The sequence below is a fragment of the Streptomyces sp. NPDC037126 genome (genome assembly GCF_055605965.1).
The window spans coordinates 1-22,812 of sequence record NZ_JBVJTD010000042.1 but is presented as its reverse complement, the minus strand read 5'-3'; the positions used below and the strand labels follow the sequence as shown (position 1 = coordinate 22,812).

The 22,812-nt window shown below is 72.3% G+C and carries 23 protein-coding genes and 1 pseudogene; 20 read left to right on the top strand and 4 right to left on the bottom strand.

The window, feature by feature from the left end; all coding sequences use genetic code 11:
• Positions 1–79 precede the first annotated feature (79 nt).
• The 3 genes from ACZ7FF_RS42385 to ACZ7FF_RS42375 all read left to right on the top strand — a co-directional run bounded on the left by ACZ7FF_RS42385 (position 80) and on the right by ACZ7FF_RS42375 (position 3,231).
• The gene (locus ACZ7FF_RS42385; RefSeq protein WP_470819766.1) at positions 80–1,390 is read left to right on the top strand and encodes an ABC transporter substrate-binding protein; all 1,311 of its coding nucleotides are present in this window, start codon (positions 80–82) and stop codon (positions 1,388–1,390) included.
• Positions 1,391–1,519: 129 nt separating this feature from the next.
• Entirely contained in the window at positions 1,520–2,347 is an 828-nt protein-coding gene (locus ACZ7FF_RS42380; protein ID WP_470819764.1) for an IclR family transcriptional regulator, read from the top strand.
• 2 nt (positions 2,348–2,349) lie between these two features.
• Positions 2,350–3,231, top strand: a complete 882-nt coding sequence (locus tag ACZ7FF_RS42375) for an SMP-30/gluconolactonase/LRE family protein (RefSeq protein WP_470819762.1) — start codon at positions 2,350–2,352, stop codon at positions 3,229–3,231.
• A gap of 265 nt (positions 3,232–3,496) precedes the next feature.
• Here the strand turns inward: ACZ7FF_RS42375 and ACZ7FF_RS42370 are convergent, their stop codons facing one another.
• The 3 genes from ACZ7FF_RS42370 to ACZ7FF_RS42360 are packed head-to-tail and all read right to left on the bottom strand — an operon-like array spanning position 3,497 to position 6,313.
• Positions 3,497–4,234 carry an SDR family NAD(P)-dependent oxidoreductase gene (locus tag ACZ7FF_RS42370; protein ID WP_470819761.1) on the bottom strand — a complete coding sequence of 246 codons (738 nt, stop codon included), beginning with the start codon at positions 4,232–4,234 and terminating at the stop codon, positions 3,497–3,499.
• Positions 4,231–5,148 (bottom strand): dihydrodipicolinate synthase family protein, encoded by a 918-nt coding sequence (locus tag ACZ7FF_RS42365; protein WP_470819760.1) that lies wholly within the window; start codon positions 5,146–5,148, stop codon positions 4,231–4,233. The genes ACZ7FF_RS42370 and ACZ7FF_RS42365 overlap by 4 nt, the downstream gene beginning before the upstream one ends.
• A 1-nt stretch (position 5,149) precedes the next feature.
• Complete coding sequence (locus ACZ7FF_RS42360; protein ID WP_470819758.1) at positions 5,150–6,313, bottom strand: mandelate racemase/muconate lactonizing enzyme family protein; 1,164 nt, start codon at positions 6,311–6,313, stop codon at positions 5,150–5,152.
• Positions 6,314–6,417: 104 nt separating this feature from the next.
• Between ACZ7FF_RS42360 and ACZ7FF_RS42355 the strand changes: the two genes are divergently transcribed.
• From ACZ7FF_RS42355 to ACZ7FF_RS42310, 10 genes are all read left to right on the top strand, one after another.
• Complete coding sequence (locus ACZ7FF_RS42355) at positions 6,418–7,116, top strand: bifunctional 4-hydroxy-2-oxoglutarate aldolase/2-dehydro-3-deoxy-phosphogluconate aldolase (RefSeq protein WP_470819757.1); 699 nt, start codon at positions 6,418–6,420, stop codon at positions 7,114–7,116.
• Positions 7,113–8,048, top strand: a complete 936-nt coding sequence (locus ACZ7FF_RS42350) for a sugar kinase (RefSeq protein WP_470819755.1) — start codon at positions 7,113–7,115, stop codon at positions 8,046–8,048. The genes ACZ7FF_RS42355 and ACZ7FF_RS42350 overlap by 4 nt, the downstream gene beginning before the upstream one ends.
• A gap of 28 nt (positions 8,049–8,076) precedes the next feature.
• Positions 8,077–8,208 carry a hypothetical protein gene (locus ACZ7FF_RS42345; RefSeq protein WP_470819753.1) on the top strand — a complete coding sequence of 44 codons (132 nt, stop codon included), beginning with the start codon at positions 8,077–8,079 and terminating at the stop codon, positions 8,206–8,208.
• Positions 8,209–8,380: 172 nt separating this feature from the next.
• The gene (locus ACZ7FF_RS42340; protein ID WP_470819752.1) at positions 8,381–9,610 is read left to right on the top strand and encodes a cytochrome P450; all 1,230 of its coding nucleotides are present in this window, start codon (positions 8,381–8,383) and stop codon (positions 9,608–9,610) included.
• Positions 9,611–9,745: 135 nt separating this feature from the next.
• A complete protein-coding gene (locus ACZ7FF_RS42335; protein ID WP_470819793.1) occupies positions 9,746–10,372 on the top strand; it encodes an RNA polymerase sigma factor in 627 nt (208 codons plus the stop codon).
• The gene (locus ACZ7FF_RS42330; protein ID WP_470819750.1) at positions 10,369–11,427 is read left to right on the top strand and encodes a CU044_5270 family protein; all 1,059 of its coding nucleotides are present in this window, start codon (positions 10,369–10,371) and stop codon (positions 11,425–11,427) included. Before ACZ7FF_RS42335 ends, ACZ7FF_RS42330 begins: the two co-directional genes overlap by 4 nt.
• A 228-nt stretch (positions 11,428–11,655) precedes the next feature.
• The gene (locus ACZ7FF_RS42325) at positions 11,656–12,783 is read left to right on the top strand and encodes an acyltransferase family protein (RefSeq protein WP_470819749.1); all 1,128 of its coding nucleotides are present in this window, start codon (positions 11,656–11,658) and stop codon (positions 12,781–12,783) included.
• 1 nt (position 12,784) lies between these two features.
• Positions 12,785–13,564, top strand: coding sequence for an SGNH/GDSL hydrolase family protein (locus ACZ7FF_RS42320; RefSeq protein WP_470819747.1), 780 nt, complete (start codon positions 12,785–12,787; stop codon positions 13,562–13,564).
• A gap of 127 nt (positions 13,565–13,691) precedes the next feature.
• The gene (locus ACZ7FF_RS42315; RefSeq protein WP_470819746.1) at positions 13,692–14,696 is read left to right on the top strand and encodes a 2-dehydropantoate 2-reductase; all 1,005 of its coding nucleotides are present in this window, start codon (positions 13,692–13,694) and stop codon (positions 14,694–14,696) included.
• Positions 14,697–15,056: 360 nt separating this feature from the next.
• Positions 15,057–15,728: a hypothetical protein gene (locus ACZ7FF_RS42310; protein WP_470819745.1), complete on the top strand. Its 672-nt coding sequence runs from the start codon at positions 15,057–15,059 to the stop codon at positions 15,726–15,728.
• A 128-nt stretch (positions 15,729–15,856) separates the two neighbouring features.
• On the opposite strand, the gene ACZ7FF_RS42305 is transcribed toward ACZ7FF_RS42310, so the two are convergent.
• Positions 15,857–17,149 (bottom strand): multidrug effflux MFS transporter, encoded by a 1,293-nt coding sequence (locus ACZ7FF_RS42305; RefSeq protein ID WP_470819743.1) that lies wholly within the window; start codon positions 17,147–17,149, stop codon positions 15,857–15,859.
• Between the two features lie 131 nt (positions 17,150–17,280).
• Here ACZ7FF_RS42305 and ACZ7FF_RS42300 point away from each other — a divergent pair, with 131 nt between their 5' ends.
• The 7 genes and pseudogenes from ACZ7FF_RS42300 to ACZ7FF_RS42270 form a co-directional block, all read left to right on the top strand.
• Positions 17,281–18,834 (top strand): FAD-dependent monooxygenase, encoded by a 1,554-nt coding sequence (locus ACZ7FF_RS42300; RefSeq protein WP_470819741.1) that lies wholly within the window; start codon positions 17,281–17,283, stop codon positions 18,832–18,834.
• Between the two features lie 36 nt (positions 18,835–18,870).
• On the top strand, positions 18,871–19,068 hold the full coding sequence (locus ACZ7FF_RS42295; RefSeq protein WP_470819740.1) for a hypothetical protein: 198 nt from the start codon (positions 18,871–18,873) through the stop codon (positions 19,066–19,068).
• Positions 19,065–20,003, top strand: a complete 939-nt coding sequence (locus ACZ7FF_RS42290) for an alpha/beta hydrolase fold domain-containing protein (RefSeq protein ID WP_470819738.1) — start codon at positions 19,065–19,067, stop codon at positions 20,001–20,003. The genes ACZ7FF_RS42295 and ACZ7FF_RS42290 overlap by 4 nt, the downstream gene beginning before the upstream one ends.
• Positions 20,004–20,062: 59 nt before the next feature.
• The gene (locus ACZ7FF_RS42285) at positions 20,063–20,692 is read left to right on the top strand and encodes a TetR/AcrR family transcriptional regulator (RefSeq protein WP_470819736.1); all 630 of its coding nucleotides are present in this window, start codon (positions 20,063–20,065) and stop codon (positions 20,690–20,692) included.
• Positions 20,693–20,944: 252 nt separating this feature from the next.
• Positions 20,945–21,271, top strand: coding sequence for a WhiB family transcriptional regulator (locus ACZ7FF_RS42280; RefSeq protein ID WP_470819735.1), 327 nt, complete (start codon positions 20,945–20,947; stop codon positions 21,269–21,271).
• A gap of 452 nt (positions 21,272–21,723) precedes the next feature.
• Positions 21,724–22,023 carry a helix-turn-helix domain-containing protein gene (locus ACZ7FF_RS42275; protein WP_470819734.1) on the top strand — a complete coding sequence of 100 codons (300 nt, stop codon included), beginning with the start codon at positions 21,724–21,726 and terminating at the stop codon, positions 22,021–22,023.
• 484 nt (positions 22,024–22,507) lie between these two features.
• A pseudogene (locus ACZ7FF_RS42270) lies at positions 22,508–22,812 on the top strand (hypothetical protein); the annotation flags it as partial.

Genomic DNA, 22,812 nt, shown 5'->3' with positions numbered 1-22,812 from the left:
ACACGTCCCCGGCACACGCCCCCCGCACACGTCACCCCCCGCGCACACCTCGCACCGCTTCACTCTCACCGGAGCCGACATGTCCCACACGCCCGCGTCCAGCCCGTCCGTGTCCCGCAGAGGAGTACTCGCCGGATTCGGCGCCCTCGGCGTCCTCGGCGCTCTCGCCGCCACCGGCTGCTCGACCACCACCTCCGGCGGATCGGCCACGTCCGGCGCCTCGGAGACCGACGAGATCAACTTCTACAACAGCGCCCTGGGCGAGGGCGCGCAGAAGCAGGCCTGGCAGACCATCATCAGCGGCTGGGAGAAGAAGACCGGCAAGACGGTCAAGCCCGTCGTCTACCCCTACGACCAGGTGGCGACCCAGCTGATGCTGGCCGCCAAGTCGGGTGAGCTGCAGGGCGTCGCACAGGGCACCTGGCAGGTGCTGGTGCCCACCGGGGCGCTGGCCGACCTGTCCGACGTCGCCGCCCGGATGAGCCTGTCGAAGAAGATCATCGACGCGTTCCGCATCGACGGCAGGCTGTACTTCGTCCCCCTCAACATGTCCGGCATCGGCATGGTGTGCGACGGCCGGAAGGCCGACGAGGTCGGGCTGAAGGACGGCGGGACCAGCATCGAGGAGTTCGCGACGGCCCTGGAGAAGATCAAGCGGCAGGACTCCAAGCTGATCCCGTACGCGGCCATCACCAAGGCCACCGACCTGAAGGACGCCGTGCACTGGATGTGGGGCTGGGGCAGCGAGGTGGTCACCGACGGCGGCAGGTGCACCATCGGCGACGCCGAGAGCGTGGCCGCGATGACGTGGTACAAGCACCTGCAGGACGCGGGCCTGACCAAGGCGGGCGTCGACCGCAACGACGCCCGCGTCCTCTTCGCCCGGGGCCAGGCCGTCATGTACGACGACGCTCCGCTCGCCAACAGCTTCGCGAGGACCAACGGCGCGCCGGCCTCGCTCATCGCGGCGATGCGCCCCCTGACCCGGCCCGCCGTCAAGGGCCACGCGTCCTACAACCGCTACTGGGGCAACGTCCTGTTCTGCAGCAAGGGCAAGGGCGAGAAGACCAGCAAGGACTTCATCTCCTACGTCACCACCGACGTCGGCGCGGCGACCGCCCTCTACCGAGGCGCCGCCCTCGGCCCCGCCGACTCCCGCATCGCCAGGCAGGTGCCGGGCCTGGCCGAGGACCGCTTCCAGACCGCGTTCCAGCGGCATGTCAGCGACCACGCCCGTGTCGCGGCCTGGGACAAGCTGACCGTCACGGCCCAGCTCGACACGACGATAGGCGCGGGTGTGGCCTCCATCCTGGCCGGCCAGTCCGGGGTGCAGGGCGGGCTGAACGCGCTCAGGAAGAAGGTCCAGGACATCCTCGACCAGGGGCACTGAGCCGGCATTCGGTCAATTGGTGCAGCGGGCCGACATCGCGCTACCGTCTCACCAGGATATGCAAGTACATTGCAAGTAGTGGATGGCGCATGGCGCGGCGACTGGGGGCCGCGTGGGAAAGGGAGGGTCATGGCAGCCGAATCCGGCGCCGGTACGCAGGCGGTCGAGCGCGCGATCTCACTGCTCGCCTGCTTCACGGACGAGCACAGCGAGCTGCGGATCACCGAACTCTGCGCGCAGACCGGGCTGGGACAGTCCACCGTGTCACGGATGATCTCGTCGTTGGACCGCCTCGGCTACGTCGTGCAGGACGCCCGCACCGGCCTCTACCGCCTGGGACCCTCGGCGGTGACGCTCGGCTCGGTCGCGCTCAACAGCTCCTCCCTCTTCCGCGCGGCCCGGCCGATCGCGCAGAACCTCGCCCACACCACGGGACTCGGGGTCAACCTCGCCGAGTTCCGTGACGACCGGCTCTTCTATCTGTGCAACTTCGAGGGCGCCAAGTCGCCCAAGTCGTTCACGATGGCCGGGCGCACCGCACCGCTGCACGCCACCGGCATGGGCAAGGCGATCCTGGCCGAGCAGCCGGCCGAGTACGTGCGGGCCTACTTCGCCGACGGCTACGGGCACGTCTACACCCCGCACACGATCACCGCGGCCGCCGACATGGAGGCGGTGCTGGCCGAGATCCGCAGCCGGGGCTACGCGACGGAGATCGAGGAACTGGCCTTCGGGCGGGCCTGCCTGGCCGCCCCGATCCGGGCTCGCGGGGGCCAGGTGGTCGCCGCGCTGTCGCTGAGCGGCCCTCTCTCGGAGCTGGACCTGCCGGGACGCCAGCAGGAGCTGTCGCTGATGGTGATCGAGGCGGCGGACGAGCTGTCCGTGGCCCTCGGGTTCACCATCGCCTTCGCCGCCCGGCCCCGCCTGCCCGTGGCGTCGCAGGAGCTGTCGGACTGAGCATGCGGCCGGTCCGTGCGCCGCTGCCCAGGGCGCTGCTGGGCGAGGGCCCCCGCCACGACGCCGCGACCGGGACGCTGAGCTGGGTCGACATCCCCGCGGGCCGCCTGTGGCAGGCTCGGGTGCGGCCGGACGCCCCGGTGGACGACTGGGTGTCCGAACCGGTTCTGCTGGCCGCGTTCTCCGAGCCGCTGAGCTGCGCGGTCCGTGCCCGGGGCGACGGCGACTGGATCCTGGCGCTCGGTGGCGCCGTGGTGCACTGGCATCCGTCGACGGGGCCCTCGGTCGTGGCGGTCCTGGAGCCGGATCCGGCGTTCACGTGTCTCAACGACGGCGCGGTGGACCGCGACGGCCGCTTCTGGGTGGGCTCCATGGGGGTGCGGCGCCCGCTGGGACCGTGGGGCCGCCTCCACGTCGTCGGCGCCGGCCGTGCTGCGGGCGCCGGCGTGCTGCGGGAGGGGATGCTGGCGGCCAACGGCATCGGCTGGAGTCCGGACGGCACGATCACCTACGTGGTCGACAGCGGTCTGCGCCTCGTCCATCGGCTGCGCACCGCCGCCGAGGGCCCGCTGGAACCTGCCGGGCCGCCGTTCGGCGTCCCGGACGGGGTTCCCGACGGCATCGCGGTCGACAGCGAGGGCTGTGTGTGGGTCGCCCTGTGGGACGGCGGACGCGTCGTACGGCTGAGCCCGCACGGAGTGCTGCTGGCGCACGTGGACCTGCCGTGCTCACGACCCAGCGCGTGTGCTCTGGTCGGCTCCCGGCTGCTGGTGACCACGGCGACCGTGTCGGGCGAGGAGGGCTCGGGTTGGAGCTACGCGGTGGACGTCCCCGTCGGCGGCCCACCCGCGAACCGGGCGTCGCTGACAGCTGTGTCCCACTGAGGAACCCGCGCACACGACACGCCCGCCGTACCCGCCCGCGCCCGGCGGACCCCCGGTCCCCATCGGCCGGGAGAGCGAGCGCCCCTCACCCCCGGCCCGGCGCGGCGTACAGGCGCCGCGATCGCGGCCCCTCAGACCGAGGCGGCGCGACGCCCACGACCGGCGTGAGGCGGACGTCGGGCCGGGGGGGCCGGGCCGCCGCGTGACGGGCGCCGGGCCCGCGGGCAGGTGTTGGGGGCCGGCGCGCGAGAGGCGCCGGACGGGGTCAGGTGTCCGCGGCGTCCGTGTGTCCCAGCAGCTTGTGCCGAAGGTCGGGGCGCAGGAACGCCGCCGGGGAGGCGATGGACAGTCCGCCGTCGACGGGCAGCACCACGCCGGTGACGAAGTCCGCCGAGGCCAGGTACAGCACGGCCCCGGCGACGTCGGCGGGCTTGCCGACGCGGCCGAGCGGATAGCCCTCGGTGACCTTCGGCAGACCGGGGTCGCCGATCACGCCCGGTGCGACGGCGTTGACGCGGACGCCGCGCGGGCCGTAGTCGAGGGCCAACTGCCGTACGAGGCCCTCCACTCCGGACTTGGCGGCGGAGTACCCGGGCAGCCACGGCGCGGCGAGCGTGGCGTTGACGGAGCTGACCGCGACGATGCTGCCCCCTCGCGGCAGCACCGCGAGGGCCGCCCGCGCCGGGAAGAACGCGGTGTACAGCGTGTTCTCGATCGCGCGCCGCCAGTCCTCGGGAGTGGCCTCGTGCGCGGGCGCCGGTGCCATGGCGGCGGCGGCGAGCACCAGGACGTCGAGGCCGCCGAGCCGTTCGACGGTCCGGCCGACCGCCGCGTCGGCGCCCCGCGGTCCGCTGACGTCGAGCGTGAGGCTCTCGACGAGGCCGGAGTGGTCGTCCGCGCAGGCCGAGACGCCCACGACGCGGTCCCCGGCCCGGGTGAACTCCTCGGCGATCGCCCGGCCGATCGGTGAGGAACTCCCGATCAGCAGCACGGCACGGCTCATGCGAGGCTCCTGGGCCGGCCGGGCAGTCGCAGGTCGTCGAGGATCTCCGCGAGGGCCTTGGCCGTCAGCGGGTCGAGGTCCTGCGCGGGAAGCCGGACCGCGCCCGACGCGATCACCCCGCGCCGGCACAGGACCTCCTTGTGCACGGCCCACGCCTGCCCGGGCCGCATGCCGATCTGGATGAGCGGCAGGAGTCGGCCGAACGCGGCACGGGCCTCGGCCCTGCGTCCGGCCGCGAGGTCGTCGAGGACGGAGCGCAGGGAATCGGCGAACTCGCAGGCGGGCATCGTGCCGACGCCGCCGTTGTCGTACTCCTCGATGAGGGACAGGGCGTTCTGGCCGCCGAGCACGGCGAACTCCTCCGGCACGGCGCCGGCCACGGCTGACACCTTCACGGGGGTCGGCGGTGCCTCGACCTTGACGGAGGTGATGCCGGGAACGGCCGCGAGCGTGGTGAGGGCGGCCACGTCGATGGGGACGCCGGTGACACCGGGCGCGTCCTGGATCATGACGGTCGCCCCGGTGGCCGCCGCGACCTCGGCGAAGAAGTCGATGACCTGCTGCCGGCTGGGCTTGGCGAGGAACGGGGGAAGCACCATCAGCTGGTCGGCGCCGCCCGCGGCGGCCTGGCGGGCCTGCTCGACGGCGACCACGGTGCTGGTGCCGTTGACGCCCGCGACGACGGGGAAGCCGTCGCCCACGACCTCCCGGACCGTGCGCAGGATGACGGCCCGTTCCTCGGTGGTCAGCGCGAAGCCCTCGCTCGCCATGCCGAAGACGGCGAGCCCGTCGACACCGCAGTGGAGCTGGAACTCCACCAGGGAGCGCAGGGAGCCGATGTCGAGCCGCCCGGTGCTGGTGAAGGGTGTGGCGAGGATGGGGATCAGGCCGGTGGGGGCGGTGCTGCCTGACACGTCAGCTCTCCTTCGCGAGTGCGAGGACGGTTTCACGGTCGATCTCGATGCCCAGCCCCGGACCCTCGGGCAGGGTGAACCCGGTGGGCCCGGCGGCCAGCGGCGTGGTGAGGATCCGCTGGGCGAACGGCACGGTGGTGGGCTGGAACTCGAAGAACGGGCAGTCGGCGACGGCCGCCGAGACGTGCAGGCCCGCGGCCAGCGCCACGCCGAGGCCCACCGAGTGGTGACAGGCCACCGGTACGTGGTGGGCGTCGGCCAGCGTCGCGATCGTGACGGCCTCGGTGACGCCGGTGCGCGCGACGTCCGGCTGGGCGAGTCCCAGGGCTCGCCGGGAGAGCCAGTCGCGGAACTCGTAGCGGTTGCGCATCGCCTCACCGACCGCCACCGGCGTGGTGATGCGCGAAGCGAGGTCACGGTGTCCCTCGGTGTCCTCGGGCGCCAGCGGGGCCTCGAAGAACAGGGCGCGCCGGCGGTCCAGTTCACGTCCCAGCTCCAGCGCCTGCGCGAGGCTGTAGGCCCAGTGGGCGTCCACGGCGATGCGGAGTCCGGGAGCGGCCGCGGCGACGGCGTCGTAGGTGGCGAGGTCGGCCTCGACTCCCTTGCCGGCGGCGATCTTCACGGCCGGCGCGCCCTTGGCCGCCCAGTCCGCGGCCAGCCTCGCCCGGCCCTCGTCGGTCGGTTCGGGCAGGCCGGAGACGTACACCGGGACCTCGGTGCGGTAGGCGCCGCCCAGCAGCTGGGCCAGCGGCACCCCGGCCGCCTTGCCCGCCAGGTCCCACAGGGCGATGTCGAGCGCCGCGAGGGCGTCCGCCTGGTGGCCGACCAGGTGTCCCCGCTCCCGCATGAGGTTCCGCATGCCGTCCCAGAGGGGCCGTACGGCGCGCGGGTCCCGGCCGATCAGCCAGGGGCCGAGCACGCGGTCCACGATCGCGGCGACCACCTCGGGGCCGACCGGGGCCAGTGCCTCGCCCCATCCCTCGGTCCCGTCGTGCGTCGTGACGCGGACGAGGAGCGTCTCCATGCGGGCGGAGTAGAGGCTGCGCCAGGGCGGCCGGACGTAGTAGCCGTCGTCCGCCGGCGTCGTCCCGTCGTCCTGCTTGCCGAGGTAGGCCGACCCGGTCGGCTGCTTGATGACGTGAGTCGTCACCTGACTGATCCGCATGCACTCTCCCAGGTTCGCTATTCGCATGATGACTTGGTGCTTGCGCATATTGAAAGTAGCATCCACATCAGTCCCGCTGCGGCTCACAACATCACGGAGGAGCTGTGAATCTGCTGGCAGAGCTGACCCGGCGCAGGGTTCTCGCCATCATCCGGGCCGACGGGCCCGACCGCGCACTGGCCTGCATCCGCACACTGGCCGGCGCCGGAGTGACGGCGCTCGAGGTGTCGCTGACCACGCCGGGCGCCCTGCGGGCGGTCGCCCGGGCCCGCACGGAGTGCGCGCCCTCCGTCCTGATCGGCGCCGGAACGGTCCTCACGGCCGCCGACGCCGACGCCGCCGCGGCGGCCGGCGCCGCGTTCGCCGTGACTCCGGCGATCACCCACGGAGCCCGCCGCAGCAGGGAGATCGGCCTGCCGCTGCTGTGCGGCGCGCTGACCCCGACCGAGGTGGTGAGCGCCCTGGAACTCGGCGCGGCGGCGGTGAAGATCTTTCCCGCGGGCGTGCAAGGCCCCGGATACCTGCGCCAGTTGCTCGCACCCCTGCCCACCGCCCCGCTGATCGCCGTGGGCGGGATCGGCGCGGACACCGCCGCCGCGTATCTGGCGGCCGGAGCCCGCGCGGTCGGCGTCGGCTCACCCCTGCTGGGCGACGCCGGCACGAGCGATGCGCACGGCATCCAGGCCGGCCTCGCCGCACGGGCCGACGCTCTGCTCACGGCCCTGGGAGTGCCGGCATCCGCGCGTGCGGCACGGTCGGCGGCGGACGCGGGGCTCAACGCGGGTGAAGGAGCGGCGACATGACCGGTGTGCTCACGATCGGGGAGACGATGGCGTCGATCCGCACCCCCGCGCCGCTGCGGCTCGGCGGCCCGGCGCGGCTGTCCGTGGCCGGCTCCGAGAGCAACGTGGCGATCGGTCTCGCCCGACTCGGCCACGAGGTCTTCTGGGCCGGGGCGGTGGGCGCGGACGAGCCGGGCCACCTGATCCGCAGGACCCTGCGTGCCGAAGGTGTGGGGACCCGCTTCGTCCGGTCCGCGGCCGGCGCCTTCACCGGCTTCATCGCCTTCGACAAGCCCGCGCACGACATCACCCGGGTCAGTTACCACCGTGCCGGATCGGCGGGGTCCACGCTGACCGCGGACGAGTGCCTCGCCGCACTGATTGCCGTGGCACCGGAGTTGCTGCACCTGACCGGCATCACTCCCGCCCTGTCCTCCTGTGCTCACGAGGCCACGCGGGCCGTGGCACGGGCCGCCCACGCGTCGGGGACACGCGTCACGCTCGACGTGAACTACCGGGGCCGTCTGTGGTCACGGGCCGCCGCGGCGGCGGCACTGCGCGAACTGCTGCCGTGGGTGCACTCGGTCTTCGCCTCCGAGGACGAACTGGACCTGCTCAGCCCGGCACCGGATCCCGCCGCGGACCTGCTGGCGCGCGGAGTGGCGGAGGTCGTGGTCACCGCCGGAGCCGCCGGCGCCCGCTGTCACACGTCCGACGGGAGCCTGTACCAACCCGCCCTGCCGGTCACGGTGGTGGACAGTGTCGGCGCGGGCGACGCGTTCGTCTCCGGGTACCTTTCCGCGGTCCTCGACGGCTCCCGGCCCGCGGACCGTCTCCAACGCGCCGCCACGGTCGCCGCGTTCTGTGTCCAGTCCCATGGAGACTGGGAGGCCCTGCCGCACCGGGAGGACCTGAACCTGCTCGTCCAGGGAGACGGCCTCGCCCTGCGCTGAGGCCCGCCGCGTCCGGCGTGGGGCCGGGGTGACCCCGTCCGTCCCGGACTTCCCCGCGCTGGGCACCGGGATCTTCGCGGGCATCACCGCCCGGCCGGCCCAGGACTTCCACGGCAACCCGCTCAGCGCCACGCCGGACATCGGCGCCTTCCAGGGCTGACACCCCCACCGTCCGAAGCGGAGCCCGGCCGTCACCGCCGCCGGGCTCCGCTCAGGTGCGCATGTGCCTCAAGGTGCAGAAGTACGCAACGTCGATCCAGAAGAACATATGTGACTTTCAATCAGTTCCATAATCGACCCGTTGAAGATCGGCTCACCACTTGAGGAGTTCCATGTCCATCGCACAGCAGGTGCCCGACATCCTGTCGCCGGAGTTCGCGGCCGATCCCTATTCCGCCTACGCGGTCATGCGTGAGAGGGAGCCGCTGTTCTGGCACGAGGCCACCCGGAGCTGGGTCGTCTCCCGCTACGAGGACGTGGAGCGGGTCTTCAAGGACAAGAAGTCGGAGTTCACCACCGACAACTACAGCTGGCAGCTGGAGCCGGTCTACGGCCGCACGATCCTCCAGATGAGCGGACGCGAGCACGCGGTGCGGCGGGCGCTGGTGGCCCCCGCCTTCCGGGGCAGCGACCTCCAGGAGAAGTACCTGCCGCTCATCGAGCGCAACTCCCGTGAACTCATCGACGCCTTACGGCAGTCCGGCTCCGCGGACATCGTCCGGGACTACGCGACCCGCTTCCCGGTCAACGTCATCGCGGACATGCTGGGCCTGGACAAGGCCGATCACGACCGCTTCCACGGCTGGTACACGGCCGCCATCGCCTTCATCAGCAACCTGTCCGGAGACCCGGAGGTGAAGGCGGCGGGTGAGCGCACCCGGGTCGAGTTCGCCGAGTACATGATCCCGATCATCCGGCACCGGCGGGACAACCCGGGCGACGACGACCTGCTGTCCACGCTGTGCGCGGCCGAGGTCGACGGGGTCCGGATGAGTGACGAGGACATCAAGTCGTTCTGCTACCTGCTGCTCGCCGCGGGCGGGGAGACCACGGACAAGGCGATCGCCGGCATCCTCGGCAACCTGCTGCTGCACCCGGATCAGCTGGCGGCCGTCCGGGAGGACCGGAGCCTGATCGTGGCGGCCTTCGTGGAGACTCTGCGGTACACCCCGCCGATCCAAATGATCATGCGGCAGACCGCGACCGACGTCGAGGTGAGCGGTGGCACCATACCGAAGGGCGCCACGGTGACCTGCCTGATCGGTGCCGCGAACCGGGACGGTGACCGCTACCGGGAGCCCGACCGCTTCGACATCTTCCGCGACGACCTGTCCACGAAGTCGGCGTTCTCGGCCGCCGCCGACCACCTCGCGTTCTCGCTGGGCCGGCACTTCTGCGTGGGCGCACTGCTCGCCAAGGCCGAGGTGGAGACCGGTGTCGACCAACTCCTCGACGCCATGCCGGACATGCGGCTGGCCGACGGCTTCGACCTGGTCGAGGAAGGCGTGTTCACCCGCGGCCCGCGGTCGCTGCCGGTGCGCTTCACCCCGGTGACCGCCTGAGCCGCGCGGCCGACCGGACACTCCCTGGGCCCGTTCCAGCCGCGCCGCGGCGGCCCGGGGCGTGGGCGGATGGTATGGCGTACATCACCTTCCGGGAACCGACCCGTTGCGGCCGGACAGTCCGATGGCATGGAGATGAGCGTGCGTGCCCGGATACGCGCGGGAGATCCCGATGCGTTCGGGTCTCTCTTCGACGACTACGCCCGGGCGGTGTACAACCACGGCTTCCGGCTGACCGGTGACTGGTCGGCGGCCGAGGACGTGCTGTCCCTCACCTTCCTGGAGGCGTGGAGGCTGCGGGAGACGGTGGAACTGGACGGCGGTTCTCTGCGGCCGTGGCTGCTGGGAATCGCGACCAACACCGCGAGGAACACCCGCCGCGCGGCCCGCCGCCATGAGGCGGCCGTCAGCCGCCTGCCGTGCGACGGCGCGTTCCCGGACTTCGCCGACGATCTGGTCGGCCGCATCGACGACGCGAACCACCTCGCGGAGCTGAGAGCGGCGCTTTCGCGATTACGCCGCTGCGAGCGGGACGTGCTCGCGCTGTGCGTCTGGTCCGGACTGGACTACGCGGCAGCGGCCAAGGCGCTGGGAATCCCGGTGGGCACCGTCCGCTCCCGCTTGTCCCGCGCCCGCAGGAAGCTCCGGAAATCCGTCGGCCCGGCGGCCGAGTTCGAGCCCGGGAACCCGGATGCGGACTGCGGACAGGTAGAAGGTTGCCGTGCTTCCGCGGCCCGGCGCACGCAGGAGGAGACCCGATGAGCCGTAAGCCGCACGGGCCCACCGAGGCCGAGCGCGCCGAGCTGGCTCGGCTGCTGCGGGTGCCGGTCGAGCGGGACCTGCCCCCGAGCCGCCGTCGCCTGCTCAGGGACCACCTGGTGGCCGAGGTACGGCAGAACACCGCGGCTCTCACCCCCCGGCGCAGTGTCCGGCGCCGCATGTCCCACATCGCACCCCTTCTGGCGGCCGGTGCGATGGTGGTGGCGCTGGCGAGCGGCGCGCTGCCCGGCCGGCAGCACACCCCCGCCGGGAATGCCGCCGCAGGCGGTGTGACCGGTTCACCGGGCACCGCCGGAGGCGGGTACTCCACGACGGGCGATCCGGTGCGGCTGCTGGACCGGATCGCCGCAGCGGCAGCCGGCAAGCCCGCCTTCACGGCTCACGACGGCCAGTACGTGTACATCAAGTCCCTGGACGCGTTCCTGCTCACCGACGGCCGCTCTCCCGCCGGCGCGCGGAGCACCCTGGACAAGCCCCAACTGCGGCAGGTGTGGCTGTCGGTGGACGGCTCCCGCCCGGGACTGCTGCGCGAGAAGGGCCTGCCCGCCCGTGGCTCCTCCCTGGGCGCGAACCCCCACCCCGGCCTGAACAGCCCGACCTACCGCTACCTGGAATCCCTGCCCACGGACCCGGATCTGCTCCTGCAGAAGATCTACCAGGACACCGGGGGCGTCGGCCCCAGTCCCGCCGAGGAGGCCTTCGTCACCATCGGTGACGCACTGCGTGAGCAGATCGCTCCGCCGAAGGTCAGCGCCGCCCTCTACCAGGCCGCCGCGAGGATCCCCGGTGTGAGCGTGGTCAAGGACGCGGTCGACGCCGCCGGCCGCCACGGCATCGCGGTGACCTTCCTGAAGGCCAACGGCGAACGCGCCGAATGGATCTTCGACCGAACGACCCTGACACTGCTGGGCAACCGCAGCGTGATGGCCGAGAACACCGCCGGGACGAAGGCCGGGCAGGTGACCAGCACCAGCGCCATCCTGGACCGCGCGATCGTGGACGAACCCGGCCGGACCCCCACCGCACCCGCCGTCTGAACCGCCCGGCCGGCTCCGGCACATCGGCCGGCTCCGGTCCAGCGTCGGTCCCCGTCGGGGCCCGTGCCCTGGACGTCCCTTCGCCACTCTCCTCGTACGAGGCCCCGTCCTGCCCTCGTCAGGCCATGAGGGGGGAACGGCCTCGGTCACCCGACAGGAGTTCCTCATGCACGCCCTCACATCGCCAGGCCCGCAACGCCTCCTCGACCGGAACGGGCCGATGTCCGCATGACGCTGCTCACCGGCCCGCCGCACCCCGGCACCAGAACCCAGCCCGCTCCAGGCGGCCCGCTGCCGTCGCTGACCGCCATGCGGTGGGCGGCCGCTTTCATCGTGTTCGTCTACCACGTGCACAACTTCGGCTACTTCGGCGGCGAAGGCGCCCGAATCACGGACTGGGCCTTCGGCGCCGGCGCGGCCGGGGTGTCGTTCTTCTTCATCCTCTCGGGCTTCGTTCTCGCCTGGTCGGCGCGCGAACACGACGGGGCCTGGGAGTTCTGGCGCCGCCGGGTTGCCCGGATCTACCCGGTACACCTGGCCACCGCTGCCCTGGCCGTGCTGCTGGCCTTCACCCTGGTGCCCGGGCTGCGGCCCGGGGGCCTGTCCGAGGCGCTGGCCAATCCCGCTCTGGTCAGCGCCTGGAAGCCCGAGTGGTGGCAGGCGCTGAATCCGGTCAGCTGGTCCCTGACCTGCGAGGCCTTCTTCTACGCCCTCTTTCCCGCCCTGCACGCGCTCTTACGCCGGCTCGGTCCCAGAGCCCTGGTCGTGGTCGTGGCGGCGGCTGTGGTGACGGTGATGGCCTGGCCGTGGAGCGAAGTCAACCATCATCTCGGCTGGTGGCAGCCGCACCAGCCGCTCACCCGGCTGCCGGAGTTCGTCCTCGGCGCCGCCACCGCTCAATTGGTCAAGCTCGGTGCCTGGCGCGGACCCGGTCTGGAGGCCTCTTCGGCCGTCACCCTGACCGGCTACTTCCTCATCGGCCAACTCCCCGGCCCCTACGGCACCGCCGCCTGCACCGTGCTCGGCCTCACCTGCCTGATACCCGCGGCGGCCTGCGCCGACCTCCGCTCCGCCCCTTCCCTGTGGCGCCGCCGTCGGCTCGTGCGCCTGGGGGAGTGGTCCTACGCCTTTTACATGATCCACATTTTGGTGCTGCGCACCGGCGAACAGCTCTTCCGCGCTCGCCCACTCCTCGCCCCAGGCCCCGCCCTGGCCGTCACCGCCACGGCGTTCCTCGTCTCCCTCGCACTGGCCTGGGCCCTGTACCAGTGGGTCGAACAACCCGGCAGACGCCTCCTGTTGCGCTCTCGGCGGCGACCGGCAGTCGCTGCCCCACGTCACCCGGGCCGTGCCTGAGATGCGGTTTGGCCCGGAACGGCCACGACCCGCCGCCCTGCTCCTGGTGGCCATGCTCGTCATCGCGACGGCGGCCGTGGTCACGGTCTTGGGCGGCGGCCCACCGCCGCACCGCGGCACGGAGCGAAAGGACACCGTCGTGGTGATCGGAGCCTCCGTCTCCGGCGGGTTCCGCACCACCCCGGGCGCCTCCTGGCCCGACCGGACGGCGGCCCGGCTGCGGCAGGAGACACCGCCGATCCGGTTGGTCAATGCCAGCATCGGCGCCACCCGCCTGCTCACACCCAACGACCAGGGCCGTCCCAGCTCCCTCGCCCGCGAGAGCCGCGACGCCCTCGCGGCGCCCGGCGTGCGCACCGTCGTCCTCACCGACGTCGTCAACGACATCGGGCATGGCGTTCGAGTCGTCGTCACCACGATTCCGCCCTACGGGGGCTTCGTCCGCTGGGAGATCGCCGGCGAGCGCTGCCGTCAGGCCGTCAACACCTACCTGCGCACCAGCCACCTCTTCGACGCGGTCCTCGACTTCGACGTCGTACTCAGGGATCCCGCCGAGCCCACCCGCATCCGCCCCGGCTACGACTCCGGCGACCACCTCCACCCCAACGACGAAGGCCACCGCGCCATGGCCCGAGCCGTCGATCCGGCCCGGCTGACCGGAAGACCTCCCCCTGCCCCCGTCAAGAGTGCCGAGGAGCCCGCGCTCGCCGACACCCGCCCGCAGGATCAGGAACCCCCGGCGGACCCGCAGGGTGCCGGCAGACGGGCCCGCAGTGCCTGAGACAGCCGAGAGCGGCGGTCAAGCGGCCGGGTCCACCCGTGCCCTGAGGTGCCCGCGGCCTGGTCAGAGGGGGTGGCCCTGGGGCATTCTGGCCCCTGCCCCAGGCGTTCGTCCGCAGGAGTCACGCATGTCCAAGCCCCGCTTCGCCGTACTCGGAGCCGGCAGCATCGGCTGTCATCTCGGTGGGCATCTCGTCGCCGCCGGACACGACGTGACCCTCATCGGCAGGGCTCGCGCCATGGACGTGCTGCGCGAGCGGGGACTCACGCTCAGCACCTCCCACCGGCCCCCCGTGCACCTCCCGCCGGACCGGCTGACGCTGGCCACCGGCCCCGAGGGCGCGGCTGGCGCCGACTACGTGCTGGTCACCGTGAAGAGCGCCGGCACCGAGGCGGCTGCCAACGACCTCGCCGCCCATCTCGCGCCGAGCGCCGTCGTGGTCAGCTTCCAGAACGGGCTGCACAACACCGCCATCCTGCGCGCCGCGCTCCCCGGCCACACGGTGCTCGCCGGAATGGTGCCCTACAACGTGGTGGGGTCCGCGCCGGGCACCGTGCACCAGGGCATGCCGGGCAGGCTCATGACCGAACCCGACGACATGCTCCTCGCGGCCTTCCTGGGCGCGGGCCTCGCCATCGGGACCCGTACGGACATGTCCGAGGTACAGCACGCCAAGCTGCTGATGAACCTCAACAACGCGATCAACGCACTCTCCGGGCTGCCGCTGCGTGATCAGCTCGGCCTGCGGGCCTACCGCCGCTGCCTCGCCCTGTGCCAGCGCGAGGCCCTTGCCGCTTACCGTGCCGCCGGGGTCACTCCGGCCCGCCTGGGCCCGACGCCGCCCGGCGTCACCCCATACGTGCTGGGGCTGCCCGACGCACTGTTCCGGCGGGTGGCGGCGGCCTCCCTGCGCATCGACGCCCACGCCCGCTCGTCGATGTGGGAGGACCTGCAACGCGGGCGGCCCACGGAGATCGACTCGCTCCAGGGCGAGATCGTCGCCCTCGCCGCCGCTCACGGGCGCGGCGCTCCCGTGAACGCCCGCCTCGCCGCCCTGGTGCACGAGGCGGAGTCCCGGCCCCGCGCATGGCCGGGACCGGCGCTCTACGCCGAACTCCGCGCGGCGCGCTGAAACCGCGCACCACCGCCCGAGCCGGCCGGGAACCGCGTTGAGCGGTGGGGGCGGGTACGGGCGTACGAAGGAGTCGGCGCGCCGAGCCGTTCACGCCCTGCCGGCCCCGCCAACTGGTCCCGCTTCCGGACGGGTTGGCGGAGCGGCAGGTCGGCGCGCACGGCACGTGCCACCGGACCGGTGAGTCCGCCGCCCTCCCGATCCCGAGCGGGCCTGCGGTGCGGGCCTTTGGGCGCGGTCACCTCCGCACGCGCTCCCATCGGGCCGCCTCTGTGCTCCCGTGCGGGGACCCCGGCCGGTGTGCCGCATTCCCGATAGGGCAGCATCTGTTCAGCCATCGCCTGCCCGTGAGGGGTCGTCATGCGTTTCCACCGTCGTACCGTGCCGCCGGCCTTGCTCGCCTGTCTGCTGCTGGCGGGTTGTTCCTCGGTCGATCCGGGCTCCTCGGGCCCCTCCTCGTCGTCCGGCGCCGCGGCGTCGGGAGGGTCCGGGTCGGGTGCGCCGGGCGGGTCGCGGGTGATCGCGGTGGGTGCGGGCCCGCAGAAGACGTACAAGGTGCAGCAGCAGCCGGCCGCGGGCAGTTGCCACTACCGCTACGAGCACGGGGAGCCGCTGGAGGACCGCACGTGCACCCCGGGCGCGATCTCTCCGGCGGTGACGCAGGCGAATCTGCGGTCGACGGTCTGCCGCAGGGGCGGCTACACCTCCGGCGTGCGGCCCTCCGCCTATGTGACGGGCAAGGAGAAGCGGCTGAACGCCGCGTCCTACGGTTTCACCGGCAGGATGGGAGATGCCGAGTACGACCACCTGATAAGTCTGCAGCTGGGCGGCGACCCCAACGATCCCCGCAACCTGTGGGTGGAGCCCGCCGACCCGGGCCACCGGAAGGGGGCCGGGGTGAACAACAAGAAGGACCCGGTGGAGACCAAGCTGCACACCGCCCTCTGCTCCGGGAAGATCACCCTGGCCCAGGCGCAGCAGGCGATCGTGACCGACTGGACCACCGCGCTGACGACACTCCACCTCGGCTGACCGGCCCGGAGGCGGAACCCAGGCCGCCACGGATCCTCCGGCAACACCCGTCCCCGGCAAGCGGCCCACCGCTCGAAAGTTGACTGCTCATCAGGTAGGGGCGTTCGGTGTGTCCCCGGCACCGAAGGTCAAGGTCCGGCGTCTCCCGCCCGTCCCGCGCCCGGTGACCAGGGGCGGTACATGCCCACGAAGCAGGCCGCCGCCATCAGCGCTCCCACCAGCTGGACGAGCGCCATGGGCACGGCCGTGTGTTCCCCGGCGATCCCGACGACCGCGGAGGCGAGCGCTCCGATGAGAAAGGAGGAGGTGCCGAGCAGCGCGGAGGCGGATCCGGCGGCGTGCCGGGTGCGCAGCAGCGCGAGGGTCTGGGCGTTGGGCAGGGTGAGTCCCATCGCGGACAGGAGGACGAACAGGGCGGCGGCGACCGGGAGCAGGCCGGCCTCGCCGAAGGCACCCGTGGTCATCAGCAGCAGGGCCGTGGCGGCGAGCACGATCACGGCGAGCCCGGTGGCGAGCACCTTCTCCAGGCTGACCCGGCCTGCCAGGATCCTGCCGTTGACCTGGGCGGCGATCATCAGCCCGATGGCGTTGAGCCCGAAGAGCAGGCTGAAGGTCTGCGGGGAGGCGCCGTAGATCTCCTGGACGACGAAGGGCGAGGCGGACAGGTAGGCGAACAGCGCGGCGTAGGCGAAGCCGCCCGCGAGTACGCAGCCGGTGAAGGGCGGATCGGCGAGCAGGCCGCGCATCGTGTGCAGGGCCTCCCGCAGTCCTCTGCCGTCGCGCCCGGAGGGAGGCAGTGTCTCCGGCAGCCGCAGCCAGACGAGCGCGGCGAGCACGGCCCCGAGCGCGGTCAGCACGACGAACACGCCCCGCCAGTCCGTCACTCGCAGGATCTGCCCGCCGATCAGTGGCGCCACGATCGGCGCGGCCCCCGATATCAGCATCAGGGTGGAGAAGAAGCGGGCCATGGCGACGCCGTCGTACAGGTCGCGTACGACGGCCCGTGCGATGACGACGCCGGCCGCGCCGGCGAGGCCCTGCGCCAGCCGGAGGGCGATCAGCGTCTCGATGTCCGGCGCCAGCGCGCACAGGGCGGTGGCGAGGAGGTAGACGACGAGTCCGGCCAGCAGCGGGCGACGACGGCCCCAGCGGTCGCTCATCGGGCCGACGGCGAGCTGTCCGAGCGCCATGCCGACCATGCATGTGGTGAGGCTGAGCTGCACGGCGGCGGCGGGGGTGCCGAGGGAGCGGCTGACCTGCGGCAGCGAGGGGAGGTACATGTCCATCGCGAGCGCGGGCGTGGCGGTGAGGCCGCCCAGCAGGGCGACGACCAGGCCGGTGCGGCGGGCGACTGCCGACAGCCGGGCGGGGGCTGACCCGCGTCCCTTCTCGGGTGTCGGTGCAGCCGTGTCTTCGGGCATGTGTCCCTCCCTTCGGCCGGCTCACCGGGTGGCGGCGGCTCGACCTGGCCCCCGCTCCCCGGATGCGCACAGCCGCACAAGAAATCTCCGACTCGGTTGAAAATCATACCCGGTCTGATTACCGTCTCGGTATGACCAGTGTGAGCGCCAGCGGCAGCCTGGAGGTCCTCGTCGTGGGCGCGGGACCCAGCGGGCTGATGATGGGTGTCGAGTTGGCCATGCGCGGAGTGCGCGTGGCGGTGATCGACCGCAGAGACGAGCCGAGCACCGAGACCAGGGGCAGCGGGGTCAACGCCCGGACCTGCGAGGTCCTGGCCATGCGCGGCCTGTGGGACGAGGCGAAGGCCCGGTCCGTGCACCGCGAGGGCCTGGGCGGCCACTTCGGTGCGCTGCCGGTCGTGCTCGACGCCTCCGTGTGGTCCACACGCCACAACGGCGGCATCATGCTCCCGCAGAGCCGGACGGAGGCGATCCTCGAGGACCGCCTGCGCGAACTGGGCGTCGGCGTCCAGCGGGGAACGGAACTCCAGGCCCTGGAGGTGTCCGACACCCTGGTGACCGCCGAGGTGAGCCACGGCGGGCGGAGCCGCACGCTCCAGGCGCGGTACCTCGTGGCGTGCGACGGTGCCAGGAGCACGGTGCGGAGCCTCACCGGCACACCCTTCCCCGGGAGCCCCGGGGTGCGGGTGGCCACGTCGGCGGAAGTGGAACTGCTGTCCGTGTCGGACCGCGTCCAGGACCGGCTCAGGCACATGAGCATGCAGACGGTCAGTGTCGGCGGCTACCAGATGATGATGCACACGCTCGGTGAGACCGTCCCCGGCGCGGCCGGCGCCTACCGCGTGATGTTCTCCACCGCCGCCCAGCAGGACGCGGGACGGGACGCCCGCGTCACCCTCGAAGAGGTCGCGGTCGCCGTCTCGACCGTCTACGGCACCGAGACGCGGGTCGGCCGACTGCGTTCCGCCTCACGCTTCACCGACGCCGCCCGGCTGCTCGACGACTACCGGCACCGCAACCGCGTCTTCTTCGCCGGGGACGCGGCCCACATCCATCCGCCCTACGGCGGCCAGGGCCTCAACCTCGGCCTCCAGGACTCGGTCAACCTCGGGTGGAAGCTCGCCACCGCCCTGCGCGGAGCCGTCCGCGAAGAGCTGCTGGACAGCTACACCAGGGAACGGCGCCCCGTCGCGTCGCGGGTCATCGCCACCGCCCGCGCCCAGGGGGTTCTCATGCCGCTGGAGGGGCTGAGCGAGGAGGTGGCCGCCCTGCGTGACATCGTCACCGAACTCGCCAACACCCCCGAGGCCAACCGGCTTCTGACGGGCCGCATGTCGGGACTCGACATCCGCTACGAGACGGACGGCTGCCCGCACCCCCTGACCGGGCGGCGCATGCCGGACCTGGAACTCCGCCTCGACGGCCGGCACACCACCGTCAGTGCCCTGCTGCGGTCGGGCGACGGCCTGCTGCTGTCCCTGGACGGCTCGCCCGCCCCCTCGGCGGAGGGCCGGGTACAGGCCCACCGCGGCCGAGTCGTCGCCTCTCCGGCAGGAACCGTGGACGCCGAACACGTCCTCGTACGGCCCGACGGCTATGTCTGCTGGGCCGGCGACACGGCCGACGAGCATTTCGAGAAGGCGCTGCACCTGTGGTTTCCGCACTCTCCGCCGCTCGCGGCCTGACGCCCCGTCATGCCCCACACCCAGCGAGGAGACTCCGTGCCCGACACCGCCCGTCCCGCCGTTCCCGGCGGCACACCGCCCCTCGAGCCGCAGCCCGGACGCCGGTTGCGCCCCCGGCGGGACGAGATGTGCGCCCGCCGCATCGTCACGCGTCCCGGCGGATCGCCGTCGGCGACGGCCCGCGAACGTGCCCTCCGCGCGCCGGTCGGCTCCGGATCGGCGGTGGACCGGTGACCGGCGCGAGCGACAGCACGCCGGAGCAGCTGAGACTGCCCGAGCAGCCGGACTACGCGGCCCGGATTCCCCGTGGATTCACCCTCCCGCCGGCCGTGCGCGTCATTCCCGGGGTCCGCAGCCACCTGGGGATCCCGTTCGCCTCCCCGATCGGCTTCCGGCCGCTGCGGCTCGATCTGCACGTCCCCGTCGACCCGGGTGACGCGCCCTGCCCGGTGGTGGTCTACGCACACGGCGGGGGCTTCCTCGGCGGCGTGCCGGGATACGGCCCGTGGCACTCCCTTCCGTCCCAGGGAATCGCCGTGGTGTCGGTCGGCTACCGACTGGCCGGCGAAGCCACATGGCCCCACCCCGTGGAGGACATGCGTGCCGCGGTCCAGTGGGTCAGGGAGAACGCCCCGGAACACGGCCTCGACCCCACCCGGGTCGCGGGCTGGGGCAGTTCCGCCGGAGGCTATCTCCTCTCCATGGTGGCCGCGGCGGGCGGCGAGCCCGTGGGCCCGCCCTTGCTGCCCCACGGCGAACCGGCCCGGCTCACCGCCGTCGTCAACCACTACGGGCCCGGACCGCTGACGGCCTTCGCGGCACACCTGAGGGACCAGGGCGCTCCGCCCGCGCTGTCACCCCAGGAACGCGCCCAGTTGCAGGTGTTCTTCGGATTCGATCCGGTGACCGCCCCCGAGCGCGTCCCGGAGGGCGACCCGGTCTCGCGAGCCCGGCGATCGACCGGTGTGCCGCCGTTCCTGATCGTCCACGGGAGCGCGGACCGGCGGGTGCCCGTCGACGACAGCAGGCGGCTGCACCAAGGCCTGGTCGAATCGGGGGTGACGGCGAGGCTCGTGATCGTCGACGGTGAAGACCACGCCGCGCCCGCCTTCTTCGCGGAGCCCGTGGTGAGCGAGGCGGTGAGCTTCCTGCGCGAGTCGTGGAAGTGAGCGTCTTGAAAACCCGGACCGAGTCCGATTTGCGGGCGGCGCGCGGTTAGAATGGGGCCATGACGGCACCCATCGGCCTGCGTGAGCGGAAGAAGGCGAAGACCCGGAGCGCGATCTCGGCAGCCGCGATCTCCATGTTCCTGGAGCGCGGCTACGACCAGGTGTCGGTCGCGGAGATCGCGGCCGCGGCCGAGGTGACCAAGTCCACGGTCTTCGTCTACTTCCCCAGCAAGGACGACCTGGTTCTGCACCGCATCGCCGACCATCTCGACCAGTCGGCCGAGGTCGTCCGGCATCGCCGGGCGGAGCAGACTCCGCTCGACGCGCTGGAGGAGGCCTTCCTGCGGAATCTGGACTCCCGTGATCCCATCTCGGGTCTCTGCGACAGGCCCGAAGTGATCGCGTACAGCCGCCTGGTGATCGAAACCCCCTCCCTGGCAGCCGCCCTCAACCGCTACCAGGAACGAGCCACCCAGCTCCTCGCCGAAGCCCTGCACGAAGCGAGCCCGGGCATGGACGCCATGGCGGCCCGCGTGGCCGCCTGCCAGATCAGCGCCGTCCAGTTCCTGCTCATCCGCGTCAACCAGGAACGTGTCGTCGGCGGGTCCTCACCCGACTCCGTCGCGAGCACGGCCCGTCACGACGCGCAGGCCGCTTTCGAGTCCCTCCGCAACGGTCTGCACCCGTAACCCACCGCGCCGATACCCGGGTGGTCACCGGAGCCTGCGCCGGCGCCGATCCGTGCCCGGCGCCGGAGGAGGTCGCCCGCGAGCCCCGAGTCTCGCCGTGGTGGATGCGTCGGAGGCGTCAAGACCTCCGTCACTCGGGCGGGTTGCATCGGGATGACGATGTGCCAGGCGCGCCGCGATTGTCGTAACGTCCGGATCGGCACGCGTCCGGGGTCGGGCGCGGCAGGCCGGATCGGGGAGAGGACGGCATCAGTGGGCGAGGGTGACGAGGCAACCTGGGAAGTACGCGGAGCCTGCCGAACCGCTGATCCGGACGAGCTGTTCGCCGACGGCGCGGCCCAGAACGGAGCGAAGTCCATCTGCACCGGCTGCCCGGTGCGCACCGAATGCCTTGCCCACGCGCTCGATCGCCGCATCGAGCACGGCGTATGGGGCGGGATGACGGACCGCGAACGACGCGCCCTGCTGCGGCGGAGGCCCACGGTGACGTCCTGGCGACGGCTGCTGGAGGCGGCCCGCCGGGAGCACGACCGGCAGGCGGGCGCGGGCGACGGCGAGCGCTGGAGAGCGACCAGCTGAACCGCCTCCCGGCAGCGCGGTGTGGCGGCCACTTCACCGGCTGTTCCGTAGTCGCACGCCTGCCTCGCCGTGTTGCGCACAAAGGTCGTGTCCCGGGGCCGGGACGATCTGCGCCTTCGGACGGTTCCACGGCAGATCACGCAGAGCCGCCACAGGTGATCGCTCCCTTTGGGTGACGTCGACACCGGCCGTACCGCGGAGCCGCGCGCACGGGATGGCAGCGATTCCTGCGTCATTCGGCGGATGTCCGCCAGGGCAGCCGTGACCAGCATGGAGTCGTTACCGGTGCTCTTCCCGGGCGAGGACACGAGAGACCTCGAGCGAGGTCCGTCCTTGCAGGCCGACGCGCCGCGCGCCCCAGGCGTGGCGTGCCGCCGGCCCCCTTCCCCGGGAGCCGCCCCATCCGGCAGGAGCACATCGCGAGGACAGATCACCAAGAGAGCAGAGAGCACATGGACCACCCGCGCATACGAACCGTCGCTGGTGTCTCGCCCTCGATCCGAGAGGCGACCCTGGCCGACGAGCTCACAGTCTCCCGGGCGGAGCGTTTCTGGACGGTCCTGACCGACCGGGAGAGGGATGTCGCCAGACTCGTCGGGCAGGGTTGGATCAACAGAGAGATCGCGCAGGAGCTGTATGTGACCATGAAAACCGTCGAGTTCCATCTGCGGAACATCTACATCAAAGGTGACGTGCCAAGCCGGAGGCAGGTCCGAGATCTCGTGCAGATGCTGACCCCGGCGCAGCGATAGGTGACCGGCCCCGAGGAGGACAGCGAGCGCATGAGGGACCGTGCCCGAAGCGACGCAGGTGCCGGGCACTCCACGGAGCACCCGCTCATCGCCATGCCCAGCCACCCCCGGCCGGCACGCTGGGACATGGTCATGTGTGTGAGCAGTTCGACGGCGCGGCGGCCCGATGGCAGGCGCGTTCCCGCCGGGTGACGCCGTCGGCGGCTCCTGAGGGCACGGGGACGGTGAGTTCCCACAATCGCCTCACGACGTTCTCGCCGACGGATACATGTGGAAAAGCCCGGAACAGGCTGTCGGCAGGCCGTGCCCGGAGGGGAGCAGCATGGCCCGAACCCCTGGCGCCGGCACCCTTGTACCGGGCGATTGCCGCTCGGCGCCCAACTGCTGCGGCCCTTGTGGGGATTGTGAGAAACACCGTAGCCTCCGCGGTTGTCACGCCTTCTGAACGGGTGTCCACCGGCGGGAATGGTGATCGGAGAACCTCATGCGCACCGCCTTCCGGGGCTTGTCCCGCCGAGGAGTGTTCGGCCTCGGAGCGGGTGCCGCGGCCGCTGCCTCCCTCTCCGGCTGCGGGACGGGAAAGCCGTCGGTCGTCGACGAGCCCTCGAACCCTTCCGGCGGGGGTACGTCCGGGCCGCCCGGCGGCCCGAGTGGAGCGAGCAGTCCGCCGTCGAGCCGTCCGATCGGTGATGGTTCGACGTCCTTCACCGGCAAGCAGCCGCATCAGCCGGCCAGGCCCGTGCCGCTGGAGCCGGGTCAGACCCCGCCGCAGTTCGTGATCTTCTCCTG